Raw genomic sequence first — 15,913 nt, 5'->3', positions numbered from 1 at the left:
CGCCGCGCGCCCCGGGGCCCGCGGCGTCGGCGTCAGCCGATCGCGATCACCGGGTGCGCGGCCGGGTTGATCCACCGCAGGATGCGGGTCAGCACGCTCGCCGGTACGGCCACGCAGCCCGCCGTCGGCCCGGCCGAGGCGTTCAGGTCGTGCAGGAAGATGCCCGCGCCCCGGCCCGGGACGGCCGGGCGCATGTTGAAGTCGATGACCAGCGCGTTGTGGTACGGCACGGGGTAGTTGGCGAGGTGCTCGCTGCCCCGGTCGCCCGCCTCCGTGAGCGGGAAGCCGGGGTTGGTGCCGGGCCGGACCGTCCGCATCGTGTTGTAGTAGGCCGACTGCGGGTCCTCGACCCACCAGTCCTGTGCGGTCACCCGGTGGTACGGCATCCGCGTCCCGCTCGGCGCCGCGCCGTTGCCGAAGCCGCGCGTGATCGTGTAGGTGCCGGTGGGCGTGGTGTAGGTGCCCTGCTTGCGGGTTGCGCCGTTGGCGAGCCCGTGGGCGCCGATCCGGGCAGCCGTGGTGAAGAAGACGCGCTGCCAGCCGATCGGGTTCAGCTGCCAGGCCGTCACCACGGCGTAGCTGCCGTGGGCCTGCACGGTGATCACCTGCCGTGCGTTGCCGATCCGGACCGGCACGGGGAAGTGCGGCGTGGCCGACTGCGGCGCCACGGCGACGGTCGTTCCGTCGGCCCCAGCCGCCGACGACGTGCGCGCCGCCTGGGCGGACCCGGGCACGAGCAGGGAGACCGCGGCGGCCGCCGCGCCGAGGAGGGCGACGGCGCCGGTGCGCTGCCGGACGGTGGTGCGGGGCTTGGTGTGACGACCCTGGGACGCGTGCGGCATGCGGCGGTGCCTCCTGAGACGGCATCACTGTTCGGGTGCCGCACAGCCTATGGCCTGGCTCACGGCCCCGCCACGCCAGTGACACGCCGCTTCGCCCCACCGAAGCGGTAGCGTGGTGATCAACGGGAGGAGCTGCATGGAGCAGGCGTTCAACGGGGAAGACCAGCGGCCGGCGGGGCGGATCGCCCTGGTGACCGGGGCTGGTTCGGGCATCGGGCGGGTCACGGCGCGGGCACTCGGCCGCGCCGGCTGGACGGTGGTGCTGACCGGCCGCCGGGAGGAGGCGCTGAAGGAGACCGGGGCGGAGATCGCCCAGGCCTGGGTCCGGCCCGCCGACGTCACCGACGAGCAGGCCGTCGCCGCGCTCTTCGACGGGATCGCCGACCGCTACGGGCGCCTGGACCTGCTCTTCAACAACGCCGGTTCTTTCGGCACCCCGGCTCCCGCGGCCGAGCTGCCGCCGGAGCGCTGGCGCGCGATCGTCGACGTGAACCTCACCGGCGCCTTCCTGGTCGCCCAGCGGGCCTTCGCGCAGATGCGGGACCAGGACCCGGCGGGTGGCCGCATCATCAACAACGGCTCCATCTCCGCGCAGGTCCCGCGCCCCAACAGCGTCGCCTACACGGCGACCAAGCACGCGATGACGGGCCTGACCAAGTCGCTCGCTCTGGAGGGCCGCGCCCACCGGATCGCGGTGGGTCAGATCGACATCGGCAACGCGGCCACGGAGATGACGGAGCGGATGACGCAGGGCATCCTCCAGGCCGACGGCCGCATCGCCGTCGAGCCGGTCATGGACGCCGCGCACGTCGCCTCGACGGTCGTCCACCTCGCCTCGCTGCCGCTGGACGTGAACGTGCCGTTCATGACCATCATGGCGACGGGTATGCCCCTCCTCGGCCGGGGTTAGTTCGGCCGGGGTTAGTCCGGGATCGGCCCCGGCCGAGGTCCTCGGCAGGTCGCTCAGCCGAGCAGGGCGATCAGCTCCGCGGTCGTGCCGGTCTCACCCAGCTTCGGGAAGACGCGGGTGAGGCTGTGCTCGTGGGAGACGGCATCGCGGTCGGCGACCGCGTCCGTCGCGACGCTGACGTGGTAGCCGTGCTCGTGGGCGGACCGGGCGGTGGACTCCACGCCCACGCTGGTCGCGATGCCCGCGAGCACAACCTGGGTGACGCCGCGCTCGCGCAGCGCCGCGTCGAGGCCGGTGCCGTGGAAGGCGCCCCAGGTCTGCTTGGTGACCAGGACGTCGTCCTCGGCGACGGGCAGGACCAGCTCGGCGAAGTCGGCCGGGAACTGCCCGGCCGGACGGCTGAGCTCGGTGCGCCCCGGCGCGCCGCCGGTGACGTTGACGTGGACCACGGGCAGGCCGCGCTCGCGGAACGCGGTGGCGAGCTTCTCGGCGTTGGCGAGGACCTCGTCCACGCCGTGCTCGGCCGCGAGGGCGACGATGCCCCGCTGCAGGTCGATCAGGATCAGTGCGCTGGTCGGGTCGATGGTGGTGGCGGTCATGGGGGGTGCCTTCCTTCGGCGATGGGCCTCGATGGGCCTCGATGGGCTGCGACGGTGTGTGCGGGGGGTCAGCGGTCCGCGCCCAGCGCGCGGTCCGCGAGGGTGAGCAGGAGCAGGGCCGCGCTCAGTACGCCCATCACGACGGCGATGCCGTGCAGGCCGACGTCGGTGGCGCGGCTGCCGAAGAGCAGCGCGAGCACGGAGGAGGAGAGGATCGCGCCCAGGTAGATCGAGGTGCGCTGCAGACCGGCCGACGAGCCGGTGCCCTCGGCGGGCGCCTGGGCGTAGACGGCGGCCTGGTTGCTGCTGGAGGCCAGCCCCTGGCCGACCCCGAACACCGTGCTGACCAGCACCAGCACCACGATCGGTGTGCCCGCGTCCAGGACCAGCAACAACGCGGACCCGATCCCGAGCAGGACCGTCAGCGCCAGCAGCGGCGCCCGCAGGGTCCGCGTCCGCGCCCCGAGGAGCGAGAAGACGGCGGCGGTCGCCGACATCGGCAGCGCGATCAGGCCCGCGTGGAACGCACTGAGGCCGTGCGACTCCTGGAGCCACTGCGAGAAGCCGTAGAGCATGCAGTACAGGACCAGGTAGGTCAGACCGCTGCGGACGAAGGTGCGCGTCAGACCGGGGCTGCGGCCGAGCAGGCGCAGGTCGAGGAAGGGCTGGTCCGCGCGTAGCTCCCAGCGGACCAGGGCCGTGCCGAGCAGGGCGGCGAGGACGAGCAGCAGCCAGTTCGGGTGGGCCAGGTTCATCAGGAAGAGCATCGTGGTGGCGATGGTCGCGGCGAAGAGCAGCAGGCCGGGCGGGTCGAGGCTGATCCGGCCGCGGTCGGCGGCCCGTTGCGGATCGGCCGGCGCCCAGCGCCAGGCCAGCACGAGCCCCGCCACAGCGGCCGGGATGTTGACGGCGAAGACCGCCCGCCAGCCGAGGGTCGCGGCGAGCGCGCCGCCGAGCACCGGGCCGACGGCGGCACTGGCCAGCGAGGCGAGCGACAGTCGCCCCAGCACCCGGCGCGGCGCCTCGACGCCGGCACGGCGCGATTCGGTGCGCAGCATCGCCATGGCGGAGGGGTAGGCGGCGGAGGTGCCGATGCCCAGCAGCACGCGGGAGGCGATCAGCCAGCCGAAGGCGGGCGCGAGCGCGCCGACCAGTCCGGCGGCGAGAACGACCACGAGCCCGCCGAGGAACACCAGGCGCGGCCCGATCAGGTCCGCGAGCCGTCCCATCGTCGGCTGACCGACGGCGCTGGCCAGGTACAGGCTGGCCACCAGCCACGCCGTCTGCGCGACGCCGACGCCGAAGGCGTGACCGATCGCGACCAGGGCAGTGGCGATCATGGTGGAGTTGACCGGGTTGAGCGCGACACCCAGGAGCAGCGGGGCCATCATCGCGCCGCTGAAGGGCTTGCGCATCGGGGCCGGGGCCGAGATCGAGGCCGCGGGCGTCGGCGCCTCGGCGTCCACCGGGTGGCGCGAGAGCCGCGCGCGACTGGACGCTCCGACGCGGCCCGCCTCCGGCGGGCGCGGGACGTCGAGGGCCTGCGGCACCTGAGCCCCGACGCGCGGCAGTGCGACGCGGTGTCCGGTCTCCGGGCCGGCGCCGCCGGCGCCGGGCACGTCACGGGTGGAGGCGTGTGGCCCGGTTTCCGGGCTCACGCTCCGTCTCCCGCGCCGGTGGCCCCGAGCGGTGGCGGCCCGGGTGTCGAGGCCCCGGTGGCCTCGGTGCCGGCCAGCGCGCGCAGCACCGGCAGGGCGGTGGCGAGGGCCTCGCGCTGGGTGGGATCGAGGTCGGCCGTGATCGCGGACGTGAGCCAGTCCTGCTTGGTGCGCAGGATGCCGGCGATGGTCGCCAGCCCGTCCTCGGAGAGCTCGACCAGGACCTGGCGCCCGTCCGTGGGGTGGGGGGTGCGGGCGATCATCCCGCGCTCCTCGAGGGCGCCGAGCGTCATCCGCATCGACTGCGGCCGGACGAACTCGGCCCGCGCCAGGTCGGCGGTGGTCGCCGGCCCCTCCCGCAGCAGCCTCGCGGCGACGGAGCGCTGTGAGGCGGTCAGCTCCGTCGCGGCGGTGGCCGCGCGGGCGCGGCGGGCGAGCAGGCCGAGGACGGCGTGGAGCTCGACCGCGAGCTCGGTGGGGGTCGGCTCGATCGGTGGCATATAACAACCCTATGAGGTCGACAGGAGAAATGGCAAGTTTGCCTGTTGAGTTTTCCTGTCGATTCCTGCTGGTGGCGGGTGCGGCCCGTCGTGCCGGTCGGAAGGTCCTGTTATGGCAAGCTCATCACCATGAGTGATCGTTTGCGCCGTTTCGCCCGACAATGGACCGTCTTCCTCCCGGCGCTCGCGTTGCTCCTGCTGATCGGCACCTGGGGTCGCTCGCTGCCCGCCGTTCTCGTCGCCGTCGTCGCGGTCTTCCTGGCCGGCGCGGTGCTGGCGGCCGTCCACCACGCCGAGGTCATCGCCCACCGGGTCGGCGAGCCGTTCGGCTCACTCGTGCTCGCGATCGCCGTCACCGCGATCGAGGTGGCGCTGATCGTCACGCTGATGGCGGGCGGGCCGGTGAAGAACGCCACGCTGGCCCGGGACACGGTCTTCGCCGCCGTCATGATCACCTGTAACGGGATCGTCGGCGTGTGCCTGCTGGTCACCTCGCTGCGGCACCGCGTCGCGGTCTACAACAGCGAGGGCACCGGCGCCGCGCTCGCCACGGTCGCGACCCTCGCGACGCTCAGCCTGGTGCTGCCGCGCTTCACCACCAGCGCGCCCGGCCCGCAGTTCAACACCACCCAGCTGACCTTCGCGGCGGTCGCGTCGGTGGGCCTCTACGGCCTGTTCGTGCTGACCCAGACCGTCCGCCACCGCGACTACTTCCTCCCGCTGACCCGCGCGGGCGAGGTCATCGACGGCGACGACCACGCCGACCCGCCGAGCTCCCGCGAGGCGCTGACCAGCCTCGGGCTGCTGGGTGTCGCCCTGGTCGCCGTCGTCGGGCTCGCGAAGGTGGAGTCCCCGACGATCGAGAAGGGCGTCGCCGCGGCCGGGCTCCCCGCCTCCGTCGTCGGCGTGGTCATCGCGTTGCTGGTGCTTCTCCCGGAGACCATCGCCGCGGTCCGCGCCGCCCGCCGCGACCGCGTCCAGACCAGCCTCAATCTGGCCCTGGGCTCCGCGATGGCGAGCATCGGCCTCACCGTCCCGGCGGTCGCCATCGCCTCGATCTGGCTCAGCGGCCCGCTCGTCCTCGGCCTCGACCCGACGCACATGGTGCTGCTGGCCCTCACGATGATCGTCGGCACCCTCACCGTCGTGCCCGGCCGCTCCACGCCGCTCCAGGGCGGCGTCCACCTGTCCATCCTGGCGGCCTACCTGGTGCTGGCGGCCAACCCGTAGGTCGCACCGCCCCTGGGGGTGCAACTGGCGCGACGTTTCGAGGCTCATCAAATCGTTTGCCCCCGTGCCGTCCCCGCGAGAACACTGGGAGGCGCGCGCACCGGGCGGACTCGGGGGAGTGCCCGGCGCGCGCCTCTTCCGTTGCCGGCGCGCTACCAGCCCGCGTTCGGGAAGGTCGCGCGGATCGTCGGGAGCACGGCGTCGAGGACCGTGCCGAACCAGACCGAGAACGGCTTCTGCGCGCGCAGCGCGGCCAGCTCGGCCGGGGTGACGAACGCGGTGTCCGCGACCTCGTCGGGGTTCGGGGTGAAGGCCCGCTCGGCCACGCCCACGAACAGGTGGTTGTACTCCTTCTCCACCAGGCCGGAGGCCTCGTCCGGGAGGTCGTACGTCACCGTGCCGGCCTGCTCCATGCGGACCGGTGCCGCGCCCAGCTCCTCCGCCGTGCGGCGCGCGGCCGCGACGAACGGGGGCTCCGCCGGGTAGGGGTGGCCACAGCAGGTGTTCGACCAGACGCCGGGGGAGTGGTACTTGCCGAGCGCCCGCTGTTGCAGCAGCATCCGCCCCTGGGCGTCGAAGAGGAACACGGAGAAGGCCCGGTGCAGCCGGCCGGGGGCCTGGTGCGCGGAGAGCTTCTCGGCCGTGCCGATCGTCCGCCCCTGCTCGTCGACCAGTTCGAGCAGGATCTCGGTCGTCGTCGTCACGGTGGTGGTGGTCATGGATCACCTTTCACTTCGGTCGCGCCATCTGGGGCCGGTCACGGCCTCATCTCGGGCCAGGTACAGTCTGCCCCAAAAGGCCCCCGGATCCGCCTCGGCTTGTCCGGCCACGCCACGGTCCGCAATGATGATCGGCACGATGGGGTGGGGGCGAACCCATCGTGTACGTGACACCTGAACCTGGAGACTTCACATGATCGGCCTTGTTCCGGCCGCAGGCGCGGGCAGCCGCCTCCGTCCCTACACCGACACCCTGCCCAAGGCACTGGTGCCGGTCGACGACGAGCGGACCATCCTCGACATCACCCTGCGCAACTTCGCCGAGGTGGAGATGCGCGACGTGGCGATCATCGTGGGCTACTGCGCCGACGCGATCCGCGAGCGCAAGACCGCGCTGGAGAAGCGCCACGGCGTCACACTCCACCTGGTCGACAACCCCAAGGCTGAGACCTGGAACAACTGCTACACCGTGTGGTGTGCGCGCGACCTCTTCAAGGAGGGTGTGATCCTCGCCAACAGCGACACCATCCACCCGGCCTCGGTCGAGCGGACGCTGCTGGAGGCCAACGCCAAGCTCACCGCCGCCGGTCAGCAGCCGGGCATCCTGCTCGCCCTCGACACGGTCAAGAAGCTGGCCGACGAGGAGATGAAGGTCACGGTCGACCCCGAGAAGGGCGCCCGCCGCATCACCAAGCTGATGGACCCGGCCGACGCGACCGGTGAGTACATCGGCGTCACGCTGATCAACCCGTCCGCCGCCGACGACCTGGCCTCCGCGCTGCAGGCCACCTTCGAGCGCGACCCGCAGCTGTACTACGAGGACGGCTACCAGGAGATGATCGACCGCGGCCTGCGGATCGACGTCCAGCCGATCGGCCAGGTCGACTGGGTCGAGGTCGACAACCACGAGGACCTCGCCCGCGGCCGGGAGCTCGCGTGCCGGTACTGACCCGCCTGGTCCCCTCGCCGCTGGTGGTCGACGTGCGCTCCGGCGCGCTCGACCACCTCGGCGAGGTGCTGGCCAACCCCGGCATCGCCTCCACCGGCCGGATCGCCGTGGCCGTCAGCAACGGCTCCGGCGCGGCCATGCGCGAGCGCCTGGCGCCGCAGCTTCCGGGAGCGGCCTGGTTCACGGTCGGGGACGGCACCCTCGACGCGGCGGTCAAGCTCGCCGACGACATCAAGGGCGGCCACTACGACGCGGTCGTCGGCCTCGGCGGCGGCAAGATCATCGACGTGGCGAAGTACGCCGCCGCTCGGGTCGGCCTGCCGGTCGTCGCGGTCGCGACCAACCTCGCCCACGACGGCCTCTGCTCGCCGGTCTCCACCCTCGACAACGACGCCGGTCGCGGCTCCTACGGGGTGCCCAGCCCGATCGCGATGATCGTCGACCTCGACGTCATCCGTCAGGCTCCCGCGCGTTACGTGGCCGCCGGCATCGGCGACGCCGTCTCCAACATCTCCTGCATCGCCGACTGGGAGCTGTCCCAGCGCGAGACCGGCGAGAGCGTGGACGGTCTGGCCGCGGCGATGTCCCGCACCGCGGGCGAGACCATCCTGCGCCACCCGGGCACCATCGCCGACAACGACTTCCTCGTCGCGCTCGCCGAGGCGCTGGTGCTCACCGGCATCTCGATGAACGTGGCCGGCAGCAGCCGACCGGCCAGCGGGGCGTGCCACGAGATCAACCACGCGCTGGACATCCTCTACCCCGAACGCAAGGGGCAGCACGGCGAGCAGTGTGGGCTCGGCGCCGCCTTCGCCACCTACCTGCGCGGCGACCTGCCGGTGGCCGGACAGATGGTGACGGCGCTGCGCCGCCACGGCCTGCCGGTGACGGCGGACCAGATCGGCTTCGCCGAGGAGGAGTTCGTGCAGGCGGTGCACTTCGCGCCGCAGACCCGCCCGGGGCGTTACACCATCCTGGAACACCTCGATCTGACCCCCTCCGCCATCCGGGACGCGTACCACTCCTATGTCAAAGACGTCTGCTCCTGAGCAGGACGGTGCCATGAACGCCGGCAAGCCGGGCAAGCCCTCCCTCGCGGAGTTCCGCGCCGTCGCGCACCCGGAGGGCCTGCTCGACCGGCGCTCCGGCGAGCACTGGGCCGGACGCCTCTACATGCGCCGGATCTCCTCCCGGGTGTCCCGGCACCTGGTGAACGCGCCGGTCACGCCGAACCAGCTGACCTGGCTGATGATGGCCGCCGGTGTGCTGGCGGGCGCCGCGCTGCTGGTGCCCGGCCTCTGGGGAGCGGTCCTCGGCGCTCTGCTGATCCAGATCTACCTGGGCCTGGACTGCGTCGACGGCGAGCTCGCCCGCTGGCGCAAGCAGACCTCCACCACCGGCGTCTACCTGGACCGGATCGGGCACTACCTCTCCGAGGCGGCGCTGCTGACCGGCTTCGGCCTGCGCGCGGCCGACCTGTTCCAGCAGCACGGCGCCCGCGCCTGGTTGTGGGCGTTCCTCGGCACGCTCGCCGCGCTGGGCGCGATCCTGATCAAGGCGGAGACCGACCTCGTCGACGTCGCCCGCATCCGCCGCGGCCTCACCGCCGTCGAGGACTCCGCGTCGGCGCCGCGCGCGGCCGGCGTCGCCAAGGCCCGGAAGATCGCGTCGGCGCTGAAGTTCCACCGCCTGATCGGCGGCGTCGAGGCGTCGCTCGTCATGCTGGCGGCGGGCATCGCGGACGCGATCCACGGCGACCTCTTCTTCACCCGCCTCGCGGTGGTCGTGCTGGCGGCGATCGCGCTGCTGCAGACCGCCCTGCACCTGCTCAGCATCGTCCTGTCCAGCCGGCTCAAGTGAGTGACATGCCAGAACCCAAGGACCTCAAGCTCGGCGCGGTCGTCATCACCCAGGGCACCCGCCCCGTGGAGCTGAAGGCCCTGCTCGACTCCGTCACCGCCCAGCGCGGTCCGGTCGTCGAGGTCGCCGTCGTGGCCAACGGCGCGCCCCTGCCGGACCTCCCGGCGGGTGTGCGCGGCGTGGCCGTCCCGGAGAACCTCGGCATCCCCGGCGGCCGCAACGTCGGCATCGACCTGTTCGGTCCCGACGGGCGTGACGTCGACGTCGTGCTCTTCCTCGACGACGACGGGTTGCTGCCGCTGGAGGACTCCGCCGAGAAGCTGCGCGAGGCCTTCGCGGCCGACCCGAAGCTCGGCATCGTCTCCTTCCGGATCGTCGACGAGGAGGGCCTGACCCAGCGCCGCCACGTCCCGCGACTGCGCGCCTCGGACCCGATGCGGGCCGGGAGGGTCACCACCTTCCTCGGCGGTGCGAGCGCCGTCCGCTCGCAGGTCTTCGCGACGGCCGGACAACTGCCGGGCGAGTTCTTCTACGGCCACGAGGAGACCGACCTCGCCTGGCGCGCGCTGGACGCGGGCTGGGAGATCGACTACCTGCCGGAGGTGGTCCTGCGTCACCCGCGCACGCTGCCCTCGCGGCACGCGACGTACAACCACAACATCGCGCGCAACCGTGTCTGGCTCGCCCGGCGCAACCTGCCCGCCGTGCTGGTCCCGTTCTACCTCGGCGTCTGGTTCCTGCTGACGCTGGCGCGCCGTCCCTCCGGCGAGGCGCTGCGCGCCTGGCTCGGCGGCTTCGCCGCGGGCTGGCGCGAGCCGGCCGGGCCGCGTCGCCCGATCCGCTGGTCCACGGTGTGGCGGATGACGAAGCTGGGCCGCCCGCCCGTGATCTGACCAGCGTCACCGGCGTCACCGGCGTCGGTGATCGGCCCCCTGCCCTGGGCAGGGGGCCGATCGTTTGAGATCATCACGTCATGATCTTTTCGACGACCGACCGGCTCGTTCTCCGTCAGCCGTCCGCGGAGGACATCGAGCCGCTGCTGGAGCTGAACACCGACCCCGAGGTGATGCGCTACATCGGGAACGGTTCGGTCGGTCCGGCGGATCGTGAGTCCACCGCCGGTATCGTCGAGCGCTATCGAAGGAGCTGGGCGGAGAACGACTTCGGCATGCTCTCCGTGCTCACCCGTGAGGACGGACGGTACGCCGGCTGGGTCACGCTCGCCGTCCCGACGTTCCTGCCGCAGATCCTGCCCGCCGTGGAGATCGGCTGGCGTTTCCACCGCGCCCAGTGGGGCCGCGGCTTCGCCACGGAGGCCGCGACGCCGCTGCTGGCCCACGCCTTCGACACCGTCGGTCTGGACCGGGTGGTGAGCATCCGTCACCTGGACAACGAGCGATCGGGCCGGGTGATGGAGAAGCTCGGCCTGCGCCACACCGAGGAGACGACGGTCCCCTCGCACGGCGGAAAGGTCGCCGTGTACGCGATCACGCGCGAGGAGTACGCGGCGCGGTCGTAGCGGCCTTCGGTGCCCCGGAGACGTCCCGCATGCGCCCGTAGGCGTAGACGCAGCCCGCCAGGGCGGTCACCGACTCGTGTTCGGCGATGAACTCCTTGATGAGTGGGATCTCACGGCACCCGCAGTAGTGGCACACGGCTGGTCCTTCGTCAGGAACGCACACGGGACGGGACCTGCCCAGTATCCGTTGGCGTGGCGCGGAAGGCCCTCAGGCCAGGACCGAGCCGCCCGCCACGTCCAGGACCACGCCGCTGATCCAGGCGGCGGACTCCGCCGCCAGGAAGAGGGCGGCCCGGGCGACGTCCTCCGTGGTGCCGAGACGGCGGATCGGGTGGGACTCCGCCAGGGCGCGCTGGACCTCGGCGGGGATCTGGCGCGCGTTGCGCTCCGTCAGGATGGTCTCCGGGGCGATGCAGTTGACCCGGACGCCGTGCGGGCCGGCCTGGACGGCGAGGCCCTTGGTCAGTATCTCCACGCCCGCCTTGGCCGCCGCGTAGGCGAAGGGCGACTGCGCCGTCGGGCGTCGGGCCGCCGCCGAGGAGAGGGTGACGATGCTGCCGCGCCCACGCTCCTTCATGCCCGGGAGGAAGCTCTTGACCGTCAGGAAGGTACTGGTCAGGTTGGCATCGAGGCCGGCGCGCCAGCCCTCCTCGGTGATCTCCTCAATCGGACCGGGGCGCACCGGGTTGCCGCCGGCGTTCGTCACCAGGATCTCGACCGGCCCGAGCTCGGACTCGGCCCGGGCGCGCAGCGCCTCGATCTCCTCGTAGCGGGTCAGATCGGCGGTCAGTGCCAGCGCCTCGCCGCCGGCGGCGGTGATCCTCGCGCGGACGGACGCGAGCGCCTCGGCGTCGCGCCCGTGGAGCACGACCCGCGCCCCCTCGGCGGCGAACAGTTCGGCGATGCCGGCGCCGATGCCCCGGGAACTGCCGGTGACGAGGGCGACGCGGTTCTGGAGGGCGTTCATGGTTCCCCCTGCGGAGAGTCGAGTGGTGGGTGACGGGGCCGGTCAGGACGCGGGAGGCGCCGGCGGGGTGCGCAGGCTCAGGTGGGCGGCGAGCAGCCGCCACTGCGGGCCGCCGGTCAGCACGAGGGTGACCCGGAAGGCGCCGTCCGACGGGCGCCCCTGGTAGCTGCCGGTCTGCTGCTGGGTGCCGACGGCTATGGCCGTACCCGCGACCTTGCGGACCTCGAAGTCCGGCGTGAAGTCGAAGGCGGAGAAGCGCAGCCCGTCCTCGAAGCGCCGCAGCCACTGCTCGCGGTCGAGCACGAAACCGAAGGGGCCGACGCCGCGGAACTCCTCGTGCAGGAGGCCGTCCAGCCGCGCTGCGTCCCCGGCGCGCTCGGCCGCCGCCCAGGCGGTGAGCCACTGCGTCACGTCGCTGGTCATGTCTGCCTCCTGGTGTCGACCCGGTGGTGCCGATGCGGGCTGGCGCCGGCAAGAAAAACCGTAGACCTCTAACCCTTCGATGTCAAAGGGTTAGAGGTCTATGTTTGCTGCTAGTCTCCTGCCATGCAGAAGTCGTCGTCCACACCGCCGCCCGGGCCGCCGCTCCACCCGCCGACCGGGCTGGCCCTGGGGCAGGCCGCCCGCGTGGTGAGCCGGGCCTTCGACGACGCCCTGGAGGAGGCGGGCGGCTCCATGCCCGTCTGGCTGATCCTGCTCAACCTGAAGATCGGGCGCCCCGGTACCCAGCGCGAGCTCGCCGAGGCGGTCGGCCTGCGCGAGGCCACCCTCACCCACCACCTCAACGCCCTGGACAAACGCGGCCTGGTCGCTCGTCACCGCGATCCGGAGAACCGCCGCGTCCACGTGGTCAGCCTCACCGAGGAGGGGGAGGCGGCGTTCCTGCGGATGCGCGACGCCGCCATGGCCTTCGACGCCCGCCTCAACCAGGGCCTCACGGACGTCGAGCGTGCCCTGCTCACCGACCTGCTCCGCCGCCTGACCGCCAACGTCGACGCGGAGGCCGAGCCGCCCGCCGCCGGTCAGCCCGCTGTCGCGCGGAAGTGAACCCGGCCGGTTCCGGCCGGCACCCCCGGCTCGTGAACTGGGCTGTGTCACAAGCCCGTTCGCGGCCGCCCGCGCGGGTATCGTGCGGGAGTGAACTCGACGATCACGCTCTCGCCCGGAGAGGTGCTGGGCTTCCTGCTCGGCACCAGCGTCAACATCGCGCTGCTGTCCTTCGGCGCGCGGCGCCTGCTGGGCATGCGCTTCCCCTTGCTGCGGACGGTCTGCGCGGGGCTGGTCGGGCAGTCGGCGGCCACCCCGGTGATCGCAGGGCTGGCGGGCGGCCAGCGCCCCGGCGCGAACGCGGCCCTGGCGCCGTTCTTCCTGTTCGTGATGCTCGGCACCACCGTCGGTCTGCTGGTCATGATGATCGTGCTGGTCGTCTGGGAGGCGCTGGTCCCCACCGGCTCGGTGCCGCCGATGCGGGGCTGGATCCCGGGCCTGCGCCGCCGGTTCCGGCGCGGCCTGCGGTACGCGCACGTCAGCCAGGTGCTCGCGCGGCACGGGCTCGGATCGTTGCTGCAGGGGCGCGGGGCCGCTCCGGTGCGTGGCGTGCCGGACCCCACGGGCGGCGAGTCGGACCACCGTCGTGCCCGGGCGCTGGCGTCGGCGCTGGAGGAGTGCGGGACCACCTTCACCAAGCTCGGCCAGGTGCTGGCCACCCGCAGGGATCTGCTGCCGCCGGCCTACGTCGCCTCGCTCGGGCGCCTGCAGGACCGGACCGGCACGGCGCCGTGGCCCGAGCTGGCGGCCGTCGTGGAGAGCGAGCTGGGGGCGCCGGTCGCGGAGCTGTTCGAGCGGGTGGAGGAGGAGCCGCTGGCCTCGGCCTCGGTGGCGCAGGTACACGCGGTCCGGCTGCCGGGCGGCGTGGACGCGGTGGTCAAGATCCAGCGGCCGGGTGTGAAGGCGCAGGTGACGCAGGATCTGGACATCCTGCGCCGGCTCGCCGCCCGGCTGGAGGACCGCGCCGTCTGGGCGCGCACCATGGGCGTCGGCAACCTGGCCGCCGGGTTCGACCAGTCGCTGCGCGAGGAGCTGGACTTCCGCGTCGAGGCGGAGAACCTGGCCGCCGTCGCGGCCGCGGGCGAGCGGCCCGGGATACGGATTCCGCGGGCCTACGCGGACCTGTGCACCTCGCGGGTGCTGGTCATGGAGCGGCTCTCCGGCCTGCCGCTGAGCCGCAGTGGCGCGCGGATCGACGAACTGGGCCTTTCCCGCGAGGTGCTGGCCCGCACCCTGCTGGAGGAGCTGTTGCGGCAGATGCTGCTGGACGGCGTCTTCCACGCCGACCCCCACCCGGGAAACATCCTGCTGCTGGACGACGGCTCCCTGGGCCTGATCGACTTCGGCTCCGTCGGCCGCCTCGACTCGACACTGCGCGAGGCGTTGCAGCGGATGATGTTCGCGTTCGGCGTCGCCGACTCCGGTGCGCTCGCGGACGCCCTGCTCGACGTCGTCTCCCGCCCTGACGAGCTGGACCTGCCGGCGCTGGAGCGCGCCCTGGGCTCGTTCATGGCCCGTCACCTCGCCCCCGGCGGCACGCTGGACGCCCGCGTCTTCACCGACCTGACGCGACTGGTGACCCGCTTCGGTCTGCCCGTCCCGCCCGAGCTCGCCGCGGTCTTCCGTGCGCTCGCCACGCTGGAGGGCGTGCTGACGGAGCTCAGTCCGGGTTTCGACCTGATCGCCGCGGCCCGGTCCTTCGGCGCCCGTGCCGTGACCGAGCAACTGGAGCCGGAACAGCTGCGCCGCCGGGCGGCGGAGGAACTGCTCGCCCTCCTGCCCGCGCTGCGACGACTGCCGCGCCGGGTCGACAGGATCGCCTCCGCGCTGGAGGACGGGCGCCTGAACGTCAACGTCCGGCTGCTGGCGGACCGCCGTGACCGCCGCACCGCCGCGGCCCTGATCGGCCAGCTGGTCTCCGCCGTCATCGCGGCCACCTGCGGCCTGATGGCCGTCCGGTTGCTCGGCATGACCGCCGGACCGCGGCTCTCCACCGCGGTGACGCTGTACCAGTTCTTCGGCTACTGCCTGCTGGTCATCGCCTCCATCCTGGCCCTGCGCCTGCTGCTGCCCGTGCTGCGGGCCCCGCGCGACGACCGGGAGGGCTGACTCTCCCGACCTTCTCAACCGAATGGTTGACAAAGCAGGAGAGGGGTGTAGCGTTGTTCTCAACCAATCGGTTGAGAAAGCAGCTGGAGGGCGTCAGTGGCCGAGGATCAGCTCTCCCGGGCGTTCACCGCGCTCGCCGACCCCACCAGGCGGGACATCGTGGCCCGGCTGTCGGTCGGCGACGCGACGCCCGGCCAGCTGGCCGAGCCGTTCGCGATATCCCTCCAGGCCGTCTCCAAGCACCTGAAAGTGCTGGAGGAGGCGGGCCTGATCAGCCGCACCCGCGACGCGCAACGCCGCCCGTGCCATCTGGAGACGGCCGTGCTCGACGAGATGACGGCCTGGGTCGACCGCTACCGGCGCGCCGCCGAGCAGCGGTTCCGCCGCCTGGACGCCGTACTGGCGGCCCTCGCCGAGGACGAACGGCAGCAGGACCGGGAAACCCGGGAAACCCGAAAAACGGAACAGCAGGACGAAGGAGTTGCATCGCCATGACCACTGAGCGACCGGTCCACGAGACCGCCGTCGAGGCCGACCCGCAGCTGCCCACCATCCGAATCACCCGCGAGTTCGACGCCCCCGTCGCGCACGTGTACCGCGCCTGGATCGAGCCCGAGCTGGCCGGCCAGTGGCTGGGCCCGAGGGACCTGAGCACCAAGTTCGACCACTGGGACCTGCGCACCGGCGGCAGCTACCGCTACCGGCAGCTGCGCGACGGCCAGGAGGTCGCGGCCTTCTTCGGCTCCTTCCACGAGGTCCGCCCCGAGCGGCGCCTCGTGCAGACCTTCACCTTCGAGGGCTACCCCGACGGCGTCGCCCTGGACACCGCGACCTTCGAGGACCTCGGCGGCGGGCGCACCCGCGTCACGATCCTCTCGCTGGTCGACTCCATCACCGCCCGCGACATGATCCTGGCCAGCGGCATGGACCGCGGCGTCACCGAGGGCTTCGAGAAGCTGGACGAGCTGCTCGCCACCCTCGGCTAGCCGGGCCCACGCAGTGCC

General features: G+C 72.7%; 19 protein-coding genes. 11 read left to right on the top strand and 8 right to left on the bottom strand.

The window, feature by feature from the left end; all coding sequences use genetic code 11:
- Window positions 1–32: 32 nt before the first annotated feature.
- Window positions 33–842: a L,D-transpeptidase family protein gene (locus ABH931_RS12560; protein ID WP_370112474.1), complete on the bottom strand. Its 810-nt coding sequence runs from the start codon at window positions 840–842 to the stop codon at window positions 33–35.
- Window positions 843–978: 136 nt separating this feature from the next.
- Here ABH931_RS12560 and ABH931_RS12555 point away from each other — a divergent pair, with 136 nt between their 5' ends.
- Complete coding sequence (locus ABH931_RS12555; protein ID WP_370112473.1) at window positions 979–1,752, top strand: SDR family oxidoreductase; 774 nt, start codon at window positions 979–981, stop codon at window positions 1,750–1,752.
- A gap of 53 nt (window positions 1,753–1,805) precedes the next feature.
- Here the strand turns inward: ABH931_RS12555 and ABH931_RS12550 are convergent, their stop codons facing one another.
- The 3 genes from ABH931_RS12550 to ABH931_RS12540 form a co-directional block, all read right to left on the bottom strand.
- On the bottom strand, window positions 1,806–2,351 hold the full coding sequence (locus ABH931_RS12550; RefSeq protein WP_370112472.1) for an isochorismatase family protein: 546 nt from the start codon (window positions 2,349–2,351) through the stop codon (window positions 1,806–1,808).
- A 68-nt stretch (window positions 2,352–2,419) separates the two neighbouring features.
- Window positions 2,420–4,009 (bottom strand): MFS transporter, encoded by a 1,590-nt coding sequence (locus ABH931_RS12545; RefSeq protein ID WP_370112471.1) that lies wholly within the window; start codon window positions 4,007–4,009, stop codon window positions 2,420–2,422.
- The gene (locus ABH931_RS12540; RefSeq protein WP_370112470.1) at window positions 4,006–4,509 is read right to left on the bottom strand and encodes a MarR family winged helix-turn-helix transcriptional regulator; all 504 of its coding nucleotides are present in this window, start codon (window positions 4,507–4,509) and stop codon (window positions 4,006–4,008) included. Before ABH931_RS12540 ends, ABH931_RS12545 begins: the two co-directional genes overlap by 4 nt.
- Window positions 4,510–4,638: 129 nt before the next feature.
- Between ABH931_RS12540 and ABH931_RS12535 the strand changes: the two genes are divergently transcribed.
- On the top strand, window positions 4,639–5,739 hold the full coding sequence (locus ABH931_RS12535) for a calcium:proton antiporter (protein WP_370112469.1): 1,101 nt from the start codon (window positions 4,639–4,641) through the stop codon (window positions 5,737–5,739).
- Window positions 5,740–5,891: 152 nt separating this feature from the next.
- Here ABH931_RS12535 and idi read toward each other — a convergent pair whose 3' ends face one another.
- Window positions 5,892–6,458 (bottom strand): isopentenyl-diphosphate Delta-isomerase, encoded by a 567-nt coding sequence (gene idi, locus ABH931_RS12530; RefSeq protein ID WP_370112468.1) that lies wholly within the window; start codon window positions 6,456–6,458, stop codon window positions 5,892–5,894.
- A 193-nt stretch (window positions 6,459–6,651) separates the two neighbouring features.
- Between idi and ABH931_RS12525 the strand changes: the two genes are divergently transcribed.
- The 5 genes from ABH931_RS12525 to ABH931_RS12505 all read left to right on the top strand — a co-directional run bounded on the left by ABH931_RS12525 (window position 6,652) and on the right by ABH931_RS12505 (window position 10,786).
- Window positions 6,652–7,407, top strand: a complete 756-nt coding sequence (locus ABH931_RS12525; protein WP_370112467.1) for a sugar phosphate nucleotidyltransferase — start codon at window positions 6,652–6,654, stop codon at window positions 7,405–7,407.
- Window positions 7,395–8,456: an iron-containing alcohol dehydrogenase family protein gene (locus ABH931_RS12520; protein ID WP_370112466.1), complete on the top strand. Its 1,062-nt coding sequence runs from the start codon at window positions 7,395–7,397 to the stop codon at window positions 8,454–8,456. The genes ABH931_RS12525 and ABH931_RS12520 overlap by 13 nt, the downstream gene beginning before the upstream one ends.
- 13 nt (window positions 8,457–8,469) lie before the next feature.
- Window positions 8,470–9,267, top strand: a complete 798-nt coding sequence (locus ABH931_RS12515; protein ID WP_370112465.1) for a CDP-alcohol phosphatidyltransferase family protein — start codon at window positions 8,470–8,472, stop codon at window positions 9,265–9,267.
- Window positions 9,268–9,272: 5 nt separating this feature from the next.
- Window positions 9,273–10,160, top strand: a complete 888-nt coding sequence (locus ABH931_RS12510) for a glycosyltransferase family 2 protein (protein WP_370112464.1) — start codon at window positions 9,273–9,275, stop codon at window positions 10,158–10,160.
- A gap of 80 nt (window positions 10,161–10,240) precedes the next feature.
- Window positions 10,241–10,786 carry a GNAT family N-acetyltransferase gene (locus ABH931_RS12505; protein WP_370112463.1) on the top strand — a complete coding sequence of 182 codons (546 nt, stop codon included), beginning with the start codon at window positions 10,241–10,243 and terminating at the stop codon, window positions 10,784–10,786.
- Here ABH931_RS12505 and ABH931_RS12500 read toward each other — a convergent pair.
- From ABH931_RS12500 to ABH931_RS12490, 3 genes are all read right to left on the bottom strand, one after another.
- Window positions 10,755–10,922, bottom strand: coding sequence for a hypothetical protein (locus ABH931_RS12500; RefSeq protein ID WP_370112462.1), 168 nt, complete (start codon window positions 10,920–10,922; stop codon window positions 10,755–10,757). The genes ABH931_RS12505 and ABH931_RS12500 overlap by 32 nt on opposite strands.
- Before the next feature lie 72 nt (window positions 10,923–10,994).
- Window positions 10,995–11,753 carry an SDR family NAD(P)-dependent oxidoreductase gene (locus ABH931_RS12495; RefSeq protein WP_370112461.1) on the bottom strand — a complete coding sequence of 253 codons (759 nt, stop codon included), beginning with the start codon at window positions 11,751–11,753 and terminating at the stop codon, window positions 10,995–10,997.
- Window positions 11,754–11,795: 42 nt separating this feature from the next.
- Window positions 11,796–12,176 (bottom strand): nuclear transport factor 2 family protein, encoded by a 381-nt coding sequence (locus ABH931_RS12490; RefSeq protein ID WP_370112460.1) that lies wholly within the window; start codon window positions 12,174–12,176, stop codon window positions 11,796–11,798.
- 123 nt (window positions 12,177–12,299) lie between these two features.
- Between ABH931_RS12490 and ABH931_RS12485 the strand changes: the two genes are divergently transcribed.
- The 4 genes from ABH931_RS12485 (at window position 12,300) to ABH931_RS12470 (ending at window position 15,895) form a co-directional block, all read left to right on the top strand.
- Entirely contained in the window at window positions 12,300–12,800 is a 501-nt protein-coding gene (locus ABH931_RS12485) for a MarR family winged helix-turn-helix transcriptional regulator (protein WP_370112459.1), read from the top strand.
- Window positions 12,801–12,890: 90 nt separating this feature from the next.
- On the top strand, window positions 12,891–14,909 hold the full coding sequence (locus ABH931_RS12480) for an ABC1 kinase family protein (protein WP_370112458.1): 2,019 nt from the start codon (window positions 12,891–12,893) through the stop codon (window positions 14,907–14,909).
- 96 nt (window positions 14,910–15,005) lie between these two features.
- Window positions 15,006–15,404, top strand: coding sequence for an ArsR/SmtB family transcription factor (locus ABH931_RS12475; RefSeq protein ID WP_370112457.1), 399 nt, complete (start codon window positions 15,006–15,008; stop codon window positions 15,402–15,404).
- Window positions 15,401–15,895, top strand: coding sequence for an SRPBCC family protein (locus ABH931_RS12470; RefSeq protein ID WP_370112456.1), 495 nt, complete (start codon window positions 15,401–15,403; stop codon window positions 15,893–15,895). Before ABH931_RS12475 ends, ABH931_RS12470 begins: the two co-directional genes overlap by 4 nt.
- Window positions 15,896–15,913 lie beyond the last annotated feature (18 nt).

Origin of the sequence: Streptacidiphilus sp. MAP12-33, from assembly GCF_041261265.1 — a bacterium.
In the GTDB taxonomy this organism is placed as follows: Bacteria; Actinomycetota; Actinomycetes; order Streptomycetales; family Streptomycetaceae; genus Streptacidiphilus.
Note: the sequence above shows the minus strand (reverse complement) of the source record. Positions and strands in the feature narration are given on the sequence as shown.

Bases quoted from the DNA above. Each gene is read 5' to 3' on its own strand.
- ABH931_RS12560 (WP_370112474.1), bottom strand. From the start codon at position 842: ATGCCGCACGCGTCCCAGGGTCGTCACACCAAGCCCCGCACCACCGTC.
- ABH931_RS12535 (WP_370112469.1), top strand. From the start codon at position 4,639: ATGAGTGATCGTTTGCGCCGTTTCGCCCGACAATGGACCGTCTTCCTC.
- ABH931_RS12540 (WP_370112470.1), bottom strand. From the start codon at position 4,509: ATGCCACCGATCGAGCCGACCCCCACCGAGCTCGCGGTCGAGCTCCAC.
- ABH931_RS12485 (WP_370112459.1), top strand. From the start codon at position 12,300: ATGCAGAAGTCGTCGTCCACACCGCCGCCCGGGCCGCCGCTCCACCCG.
- ABH931_RS12490 (WP_370112460.1), bottom strand. From the start codon at position 12,176: ATGACCAGCGACGTGACGCAGTGGCTCACCGCCTGGGCGGCGGCCGAG.
- ABH931_RS12550 (WP_370112472.1), bottom strand. From the start codon at position 2,351: ATGACCGCCACCACCATCGACCCGACCAGCGCACTGATCCTGATCGAC.
- ABH931_RS12555 (WP_370112473.1), top strand. From the start codon at position 979: ATGGAGCAGGCGTTCAACGGGGAAGACCAGCGGCCGGCGGGGCGGATC.
- ABH931_RS12470 (WP_370112456.1), top strand. From the start codon at position 15,401: ATGACCACTGAGCGACCGGTCCACGAGACCGCCGTCGAGGCCGACCCG.
- ABH931_RS12495 (WP_370112461.1), bottom strand. From the start codon at position 11,753: ATGAACGCCCTCCAGAACCGCGTCGCCCTCGTCACCGGCAGTTCCCGG.
- ABH931_RS12515 (WP_370112465.1), top strand. From the start codon at position 8,470: ATGAACGCCGGCAAGCCGGGCAAGCCCTCCCTCGCGGAGTTCCGCGCC.
- ABH931_RS12505 (WP_370112463.1), top strand. From the start codon at position 10,241: ATGATCTTTTCGACGACCGACCGGCTCGTTCTCCGTCAGCCGTCCGCG.
- ABH931_RS12510 (WP_370112464.1), top strand. From the start codon at position 9,273: ATGCCAGAACCCAAGGACCTCAAGCTCGGCGCGGTCGTCATCACCCAG.
- idi (WP_370112468.1), bottom strand. From the start codon at position 6,458: ATGACCACCACCACCGTGACGACGACGACCGAGATCCTGCTCGAACTG.
- ABH931_RS12525 (WP_370112467.1), top strand. From the start codon at position 6,652: ATGATCGGCCTTGTTCCGGCCGCAGGCGCGGGCAGCCGCCTCCGTCCC.